This is a genomic window from Sphingomonas sp. NPDC019816 (assembly GCF_050274375.1).
GTDB lineage: Bacteria > Pseudomonadota > Alphaproteobacteria > Sphingomonadales > Sphingomonadaceae > Sphingomonas.
Genome location: NZ_JBNNOB010000039.1, coordinates 19,061 through 27,181, shown reverse-complemented (window position 1 = coordinate 27,181; position 8,121 = coordinate 19,061). Strand labels below are relative to the sequence as shown.

Below are 8,121 nucleotides of genomic sequence, written 5' to 3'. Positions count from 1 at the left end.
CGTCGCGCGCGTCGATCAGCGCGACGCGCGCCTCGCTGGCGAGGAACGACGCGACCAGCTTGTCGCCCGCCGGCGGGTCCCCGTCACGCGGCGCCATGGACCAGATCGCCCAGCCCGCGCGCATGACGGCTTCATCCATCATCGCAGGATGTCGGAACGAAAGCGTGAACACCGCCGTTCCGCCATGGTGGGCGTTCAATCCGAATTCATCCTGCGTCATGCACGCACCCTATCCATCGGCAAGGGGATCACCAATGCCAATCGGCCTTGCTGGCGTCCCGTCATGGGGCTACCCTCATGACGATGGTCAGTGCCGATAACTCGACCGGACGATCGCTGATCGACCAGCATGGCCGCACCATCCGCTACCTGCGGATTTCGGTGACCGACCGCTGCGATCTGCGGTGTCGATACTGCATGGCGGAACAGATGACGTTCCTGCCCCGCGCCAAGCTGTTGAGCCTGGACGAGATCGCCATCATCGCCGAACGCTTCATCGCGCGCGGGGTGACGCGCATCCGCCTGTCGGGTGGCGAGCCGCTGGTCCGGCGCGACGTCGCCGATCTCGTTCGACGCCTGGGCACGCATGTCGGCCATGGGCTGGACGAGCTGACCATGACGACCAACGCCACGCGGCTGGCCGACCATGCGCAGACGCTGGTCGCCGCTGGCATCCGGCGCATCAATGTCAGCCTGGACAGCCGCGATGCGGACCGTTTCCGCTACATCACCCGGCATGGCGACGTCCGACAGGTGATCCATGGCATCCTCTCCGCCCGCGATGCTGGTCTTTTGATCAAGATCAACATGGTTGCACTCAAGGGACTGAACGAAGACGAGATCGGTTCGATGCTGTCATGGTGCATTTCGGAGCGATTGGACCTGTCCCTGATCGAGACGATGCCGCTGGGCGCCATCGACGAGGACCGGACCGACCGCTTCCTGCCGTTGACCACCGTCTTCGACCGGCTGTCGGCCGAATTCCCACTGGTCCGCGCCGGTCACCGCACCGGCGGGCCGGCGCGTTACTGGCAGGTGGAGGGGACCGATACCCGCCTGGGCCTCATATCGCCGCTGACCGCAAATTTTTGCGACGGGTGCAACCGCGTGAGGCTGACGACCGAGGGCAAGCTGTATATGTGCCTGGGTCATGAGGATCAGGTGGATTTGAAGGCGGCGCTTCGCGATGGCGGCATCGCAGGGCTGGACGCGGCGATCGATATCGGGCTGGCGGCCAAGCCGGCACGGCACGATTTCCGTATCGAGGCCGGAGCCGCTCCGGCGGTCGGTCGTCACATGAGCGTGACCGGCGGATGACCATGCCTGTCCGGCGGGCGCTCGTCGCCTCGCCCACCGCGCCTGCCCAGGCCGCTGCGGAGGACCTTGCCCAAAGCACCGACTGGGTCGATTTCGACGAGGCCGATTATGTCATCGCGCTGGGCGGCGATGGCTTCATGCTCCAGACGCTGCACCGGATGCTGGAGCGGCGACGCGGCCCCGTGCCCGTATTCGGCATGAACCTGGGCACCGTCGGCTTCCTGATGAACGAGTGGCGCAGCTATGGCCTGGAGGATCGCCTGGCGCGCGCCAAGGCGTTCCGCGTCACGCCGTTGCAGATGACCGCGACCGGCATCGACGGCCGTGTCCAGACCCTGCCCGCGATCAACGAAATCTCGCTGCTGCGCGAAACGCGCCAGACCGCCAAGCTGGAGGTCATGGTCAACGACCGCGTGGTCCTGCCCGAACTGGCCTGCGACGGTATCCTGGCCGCTACGCCCGCCGGTTCGACCGCCTATAACTTTTCCGCACAGGGGCCCATATTGCCGCTCGGATCGGCGCTGGTGGCGCTGACTCCGATCAGCCCGTTTCGCCCGCGCCGCTGGCGCGGCGCGATCCTGCCGGACAAGGCGCGCATCTCGATCCGCGTGCTCGATCCGGGCAAGCGCCCCGTCTCCGCCGTCGCCGACCAGCGCGAGGTGCGCGACGTGGCGCAGGTCGACATCTGCATGGACCGGTCGCGCGAGTTGACGCTGATGTTCGATCCCGAGCATGCGCTCGACGACCGCATCACGATGGAACAGTTCGTCGCCTGACCCGGCATTTATCCACAGCTTTGACCGCTGGGCTTACGCAAAACCGTCAAAAAAGGGGTTGCGGCTTTTTTCGAGCCCTTTATAGGACCCCTCCACAGCGCCGGAACATTCCCTGATAGCTCAGCGGTAGAGCTCTCGACTGTTAATCGAGCGGCCGTAGGTTCGAATCCTACTCAGGGAGCCACCGGCGCTGTAGATATTCCAGATTGCGGCTTGAGCATAGGCTCGCCGCCCTCCCCTTCCAAATCCGATCGCAATATCTGCGCATGCCGAGCGCGTCCGCGCGACATCCTATAGGCTGGCAGCCGTCCGGCGGTGCCCATTCCTTCCCGATAAGGAAAGGAATGGGCGGGATCGACGTCAGAACGCCGACCAGTCGTCCGCCGCGACGGGATGGCCGTTCGCCACCAGTCGAACCGGCGATCCGGCGCGTGGGCCGATCGGCGCTGTGGCCCGGGGCATCGCCGGCATCGCGTCGGCCCGCACCCGGAACCGTGTGACATGGCCGTTCAGCTCATCGGCCTTTTCCGCCAATTCGCGCGCCGCCGCCGTCGTTTCCTCGACCATGGCGGCATTGCGCTGCGTCACGCCGTCCATCTCGTCCACCGCGACGTTCACCTGCGCGAGGCCGGTGGCCTGTTGCTCGGCCGAGGCGGCCAGGCTGCGCACCAGTTCACTGATCTCGGCCACGCGTTCGATGATCTGTTCCAGCGCCTTGCCGGTCTGCGCGACGAGCGCGACGCCGGCTTCGATCTGGTCGTTGCTGCTGGTGATTCGCTCCTTGACGTCCTTGGCCGCATCGGCCGAGCGCTGGGCCAGTGCCCGGACCTCGCTGGCGACGACGGCGAAGCCCTTGCCCGCATCGCCGGCGCGTGCCGCCTCGACGCCGGCGTTGAGGGCGAGCAGATTGGTCTGGAAGGCGATGCCGTCGATCACGCTGATGATCTCCGAAATCTCCTGGCTGGAGCGTTCGATGTCGTTCATCGCCGCCACGGCGTCGCGCACCACCTGACCACCGCCCTGTGCCGCGCTGTTCGCATCGGCGACCGCGATGTCGGCGCGCCTCGCGTCGGATGCGGACTGCGCGACCACGGTCGTGATCTGATGCATCGAGGCGGCGGTCTCCTCCAGGCTGGCGGCCTGTTGCTCGGTTCGCTGCGACAGGTCCTCGGATGCCGAACGGATTTCGCCGGACGCGGCGCGCAGCCCCGCCGAGACGCCGCCGACCGCCTGCATCGCCTGTTCCATCCCGGCCATCGCATCGTTGAAGTCGGTCGCCAGCCGCGCGAATGGCTGTTCCAGTCGGGCGTCGATCCGCGCGGTCAGGTCGCCGGCCGACAGGGCCTGCAACCCCGTGCCGACCGTCGAGACGATCAGCGCGGCCTGCTCGTCCTTCTCTCGGTCCGCCTGGGCAAGCTGGTCGCGCAGGGCCGCGGCGGCGCGCATCATGTCCCCGATCTCGTCGCGTGCGCTATTGTCCGCGATCGCGACCGATCGCTCGCCGGCCGCAAGCTGCGCCAGCGTGCCGCTCATCGCGCCGACCGGCCGGGCAATCAGGCGCACCAGCATCAGCAACATCGCCACCGTCAGCATCGCGACGAGGAGGACGGTGCCGATCATGATCAGCCGGCTGATCGAATAGGTGGTCTGCGCTTCGTCGACCAGCGCGTCGATGGCCCGCGACTGCTTCTTGCGCAGCGTTTCGGCCGCCGTGTTGGCGACGGTGAAATAGGGCCCGGCCACCCGGAACAGTGCGGTGGCATCGTCCGCCCCCGCCGTCGCCGCGCGCGACGTCTCTTCCGCGTGACTGCGATATTCGTCCCACGCCTTTACGAAATCGTCCAGCGCCGTGCGGGTATCGTCATCCGCCAGGCGCGGACGCAGCCAGGCGGCACGGCGTGCCACCTGATCGCGCAGCGCGTTGATACGCTGCTGCGCGGTTTCGCGGGCCTGGGGCGTGACGGCCAGCAGATGTTGTCCGACGGTCGCGCGGTAGGTCGCGGCCGCGGCGTTGATGACGGCGATCGCTTCCAACTGCGACCGTTGCTCGCCGCCGAGATTGACAGCCACGTCGCGCATCTCGCTGAGACGCACGACGGCCAGTGTCGCCAGGCCCAGCAGGGCGATCAGCAGGACGGAGAAACAGGCGATCAGTTTCGCTGGAATGCGCATGCTCTGCACGGAGGCTCTTCCTTTAATCCAACTACGCCCCCCAGCGTCGATCGCCTTCCCTGCCGTCGTCCGATTAAATTAACGTCATAAATCTAGGTTAAATAGGCTTAACGAAGCCATGAGGTGGATCAGCCGTCGATGACATGCGGCACGAACCGCGCCGTGTTCGACGTGATCAGTCCGCCCTCGCGAATACCCAGGCCGACCGCCGCGCCGTCCACGATCCAACTGCCGAGCACCGGAAAGCAGCCCGGCGCCATTTCGGGCAAGCGATAGAGCGACTGATAGACGTAACCCTCATCGCCATAGTCGCCCGCCGTCTGGGCGATGATGGCATCGGCGCGCCGGATCGAGACATTGGCCCCTTCGCGCGACAATAGCGGCTTGGCGACCGCGTCGCCGATCGGGATGGTAAAGCTGGCGGGCAGGAGATTGGGGTGACCGGGAAACAGGTCCCACAACACCGGCAGGATCGCCTTGTTCGACCAGATCATCTTCCAGATCGGCTCGATCCAGAAAAGGTCGCCGCGCGCCAGATTGTCGAGCAGATGCGGCGCGAAGCCCTCCCGAACCAGCCATTCCCAGGGATAGAGCTTGAACAGCGCCTCGATCCGCATGGCGGAAGCGTCGACGAAGCAATGGTCGTCATGATGCCATCCGATGTCCTCCATCAACAGCGGCAGCGTGGCGATCCCGGCCGCCTCGGCGGTGTCGCGCAGATAGGCGGCGGTGATCGCATCCTCGCCCGACAGGTCGGCGACATGGGCGACGTGCAACGTGGCCGGCAGCGCGGGGGCCAGCGCACGCCAGCGCGCGACCAGCGCCTCGTGCAGGCTGTTGAACTGGTCGAGTGCGGGAAAACATTCCGTCTTCCATTCCCATTGCACCACCGCCGCCTCCAACAGCGAGGTCGGGGTGTCGCAATTGAACTCGAACAGCTTGGGCGCATCCTGCCCGTCGAAGCCCAGGTCGAAACGCCCGAAATTGAGCGCAGGCGGTTCCGCCTCCCATGCCTCGCGAATGGGATCGTGAAAGGCGGGCGGGATCGCGAAGCGGGCGAGCAGCGCAGGATCGCCGACCACCGCCTCCCCGGCCGCAAAGAACAGGCGATACAGCTCGGTCGTCGCCGCCTCTATCCGGTCGATCTCGGCACCGGTGAAACGATAGCAGACGCTCTCGTCCCAATAGGGCCGATCGGCACCGGCATGCCAGACGAGACCCGACGCCTCGACCTTGGCCTGCCAGTCGGCGCGCGGCGTCAGCGTGTCGCGGATCATGAGCGGGCGCCGCCGAAATAATGCCCGGACGAACCGAAGCCACCCCGGCTGATCGCCGCCGAACGCGTTATCGCGGTGCCGGTCGGCGCGCTGCGGTACGCGGTGCCGCCCGCCGCGCGGAAGCTGCCGCCCCGGGCGCGTTCGCCGATAAAGGGAATGGTGCGTCCACGCCCCAGGAAATACCAGAAGGCTCCACCCCCGCCGCCGACGCGGTGCTGGCGACAGCGATCTTCGGGCAGGCGCTTGCCCTGCGCATCGGTACAGATCGCGGTGTCCGTGTCGGCGGTCCAGCCGTCGTCGCCCGCACCCCGGTTGCAACCGCTCGCCAGCAATGCGGCCGCCAGCGCGGTGGTCCATTTCAAATCGAAGGCCATCGAAACTCTCCCTACGCCATCATGGCGCAGCGCGGGCCCGCTTGACCAGCCTTCGATCCTTCACATAGGCAAGGGCGCGCCGGTTCCGGGCGGACCGGCGCCCCGCCGGCATCGTCAGCGACAGCGCACCTTGCCGCGATCGATCGAGCGACCCAGCAGCGCACCGCCGCCCGCGCCGAGCAGCGTGCCCAGCGTGCCGCCGCCGATCACATTGCCCAAGACGCCGCCGCCGACCGCGCCCACGACCAAACCGGTGGTGCCGTCGTTGCGCTTGCAATAGGTGCGGCCGTCACGGCCCCGGAAGACCTGATCGTTGCGGTTCAGGCGCCGCTCGCGATAATTGCCCCGGCGGTAATCGCGGGACGGTTCCCAGTCCTTGCGATCACCCTGCCAGCGATAATCGCGATTTTGGGCCATGGCGGGCGTTGCGGCGATCGGGGCGGCGACCGTCATAACGGCCAGTGCGGCGAGCAGCGGGGCTTTCATCGAAAATCTCCTTTTTACAATGCGGTCCAACGCACCGGCACCATCGCCGTTCAATTATGTCCGAAGCGATGGCATCATTGGCGCGGCTGAAGCATTGAAGGGGAATGCGCCAAGCTTCCACCATCCTGAATGTCGACACCCGTGGTCAGGGACTGACCGAGATCACCCGTGCCGTCGGCGCCTGGGTCCGCGACCAGGCCATGGAGGAAGGATTGCTGACCCTGTTCTGCCGCCACACCTCCGCCTCGCTGATCATCCAGGAAAATGCGGCCGCCGAAGTCAAGACCGACATACTGGCCTATTTCGCGCGTATCGCGCCCGAGGATGCCCGCGTCTATGCCCATGACGACGAAGGGCCCGACGACATGCCCGCTCATCTACGCACCATATTGACGGGTGTGAACCTGTCGGTCCCGCTGATCGGCGGACGGCTCGCGCTGGGCACATGGCAGGGAATCTACCTGTTCGAACATCGCCGTGCACCGCATCGGCGGTCGGTCGCGCTGCATATGATCGGCGAATAAGCAAGACGGTAAGGACATTTCATCGTGGGAGCAAAACCGTTCATCGCCCGTTCTGCCGTGATGAGATAAAGGTTTCGCGTGCCCTGGTCCGTCCAGAGTGCAGGAAAGGAAAAAGAGACCATGCAATTCGGTCGAAAGGTCGCTCTCGCCCTCGTCGGCGCCAGCACCCTGATGGTCGCAGGCTGCGCGACCGAAACCACCTACCGCCCGGCCACCGGATCGGGCTTTTATCGTACCGGCTATTCCGATCAGCAGCTGGAACCAGGCCGGTTCATCGTCAGCTTCGCGGGCAACACCGTGACGTCGCGCGACACCGTCGAGCGCTATCTCCTGTTCCGTGCGGCCGAACTGACGCTGGCCAATGGCTATGATTATTTCGTCATGGCCGATCGCGACACGCAGCTGCGGTCGCGCACCTATTCGACCCCCGGCGCCTTCGGGCCGGGCTTCGGCGGATGGGGTGGCGGCTGGTGGGGCCCGTCGTGGCGCTATTATGGCCGCGGCTTCGGCTGGCGCAGCTGGGACCCGTTCTGGGGTGATCCCTTCTTCGGCAACAACATGGATATCAACACGATCGACCGGTACGAAGCGACGGCCGAGATCGTGATGCGCAAGGGGCCGATCCCGCGCGACAACCTGCGTGCGTTCGACGCGCGGGCGATCGTCAACACCATCGGTCCGACGGTCGTCCTGCCCAAGTAACGGGCTTTGCTATCGACCGAAGGGGGCGGCTGTTCCGGCAGGACCAGCCGCCCCTTTTCGTTCAGGGCTCGCCGCCCCTTACCCGCCGCGCATTGACCATCCCCCGCAACGCATCGAGCCGCGAGCGGACCTCGACCTGGCCCGAGGGAACATCGCCGGGCGCACCGGAACGCCATTGCACCGATCGAATACCCACAAGTTCGCGGCGGAAGGCGCGGGCCTCGGCGGGGGTGATGTCACCGCTCTTGACGCCCGCCCGGATGCTGCGTTCGATCTTGCGGCTTTCGGAATGGATCTGGGTGGTACCGCCGCTCCATGCGGCCGGCGCAGTATTGGCGCCAACCGCGAAGGGTTTGGGCGTGTCAGCCGGCGGCCCCGGCCGGACGAACTGCGCCCATGCGGTGGCGGGCAGCGCGCATAATATCATGGCCGGAATCGCATATCGTTTCATGACCGTTCCTCCCTGTCGGGGAAGGATCGCGCGATGTTCCTG

Annotated in this window: 10 protein-coding genes and 1 tRNA gene; 5 read left to right on the top strand and 6 right to left on the bottom strand. The window is 66.2% G+C overall.

Going from position 1 to position 8,121, the window contains the following annotated elements; all coding sequences use genetic code 11:
- Nucleotides 1-220 (bottom strand): hypothetical protein (locus ACQKJZ_RS08145; RefSeq protein ID WP_427730680.1); only part of this gene is annotated, 220 nt, incomplete at its 3' end.
- Between the two features lie 77 nt (nt 221-297).
- On the opposite strand from ACQKJZ_RS08145, the gene moaA reads away from it, so the two are divergent.
- The 3 genes from moaA to ACQKJZ_RS08130 all read left to right on the top strand — a co-directional run bounded on the left by moaA (nt 298) and on the right by ACQKJZ_RS08130 (nt 2,277).
- Nucleotides 298-1,317, top strand: coding sequence for a GTP 3',8-cyclase MoaA (gene moaA, locus ACQKJZ_RS08140; protein WP_409529611.1), 1,020 nt, complete (start codon nt 298-300; stop codon nt 1,315-1,317).
- Nucleotides 1,314-2,093: an NAD kinase gene (locus ACQKJZ_RS08135; protein ID WP_427730679.1), complete on the top strand. Its 780-nt coding sequence runs from the start codon at nt 1,314-1,316 to the stop codon at nt 2,091-2,093. Before moaA ends, ACQKJZ_RS08135 begins: the two co-directional genes overlap by 4 nt.
- 109 nt (nt 2,094-2,202) lie before the next feature.
- Nucleotides 2,203-2,277, top strand: a tRNA-Asn gene (locus ACQKJZ_RS08130).
- Nucleotides 2,278-2,453: 176 nt separating this feature from the next.
- Here the strand turns inward: ACQKJZ_RS08130 and ACQKJZ_RS08125 are convergent.
- From ACQKJZ_RS08125 to ACQKJZ_RS08110, 4 genes are all read right to left on the bottom strand, one after another.
- Nucleotides 2,454-4,265: a methyl-accepting chemotaxis protein gene (locus tag ACQKJZ_RS08125; protein ID WP_427730682.1), complete on the bottom strand. Its 1,812-nt coding sequence runs from the start codon at nt 4,263-4,265 to the stop codon at nt 2,454-2,456.
- 128 nt (nt 4,266-4,393) lie between these two features.
- Nucleotides 4,394-5,542, bottom strand: a complete 1,149-nt coding sequence (locus ACQKJZ_RS08120) for a glutathionylspermidine synthase family protein (protein WP_427730678.1) — start codon at nt 5,540-5,542, stop codon at nt 4,394-4,396.
- Nucleotides 5,539-5,916: a hypothetical protein gene (locus ACQKJZ_RS08115; RefSeq protein WP_427730677.1), complete on the bottom strand. Its 378-nt coding sequence runs from the start codon at nt 5,914-5,916 to the stop codon at nt 5,539-5,541. Before ACQKJZ_RS08115 ends, ACQKJZ_RS08120 begins: the two co-directional genes overlap by 4 nt.
- 114 nt (nt 5,917-6,030) lie before the next feature.
- Entirely contained in the window at nt 6,031-6,402 is a 372-nt protein-coding gene (locus ACQKJZ_RS08110; protein WP_427730676.1) for a glycine zipper 2TM domain-containing protein, read from the bottom strand.
- 104 nt (nt 6,403-6,506) lie between these two features.
- Between ACQKJZ_RS08110 and ACQKJZ_RS08105 the strand changes: the two genes are divergently transcribed.
- Nucleotides 6,507-6,926 carry a secondary thiamine-phosphate synthase enzyme YjbQ gene (locus ACQKJZ_RS08105; RefSeq protein ID WP_427730675.1) on the top strand — a complete coding sequence of 140 codons (420 nt, stop codon included), beginning with the start codon at nt 6,507-6,509 and terminating at the stop codon, nt 6,924-6,926.
- A 120-nt stretch (nt 6,927-7,046) separates the two neighbouring features.
- Nucleotides 7,047-7,628 carry a CC0125/CC1285 family lipoprotein gene (locus tag ACQKJZ_RS08100; protein ID WP_427730674.1) on the top strand — a complete coding sequence of 194 codons (582 nt, stop codon included), beginning with the start codon at nt 7,047-7,049 and terminating at the stop codon, nt 7,626-7,628.
- A gap of 61 nt (nt 7,629-7,689) precedes the next feature.
- Here ACQKJZ_RS08100 and ACQKJZ_RS08095 read toward each other — a convergent pair whose 3' ends face one another.
- Nucleotides 7,690-8,079 carry a hypothetical protein gene (locus ACQKJZ_RS08095; protein WP_427730673.1) on the bottom strand — a complete coding sequence of 130 codons (390 nt, stop codon included), beginning with the start codon at nt 8,077-8,079 and terminating at the stop codon, nt 7,690-7,692.
- Between the last annotated feature and the right edge of the window lie 42 nt (nt 8,080-8,121).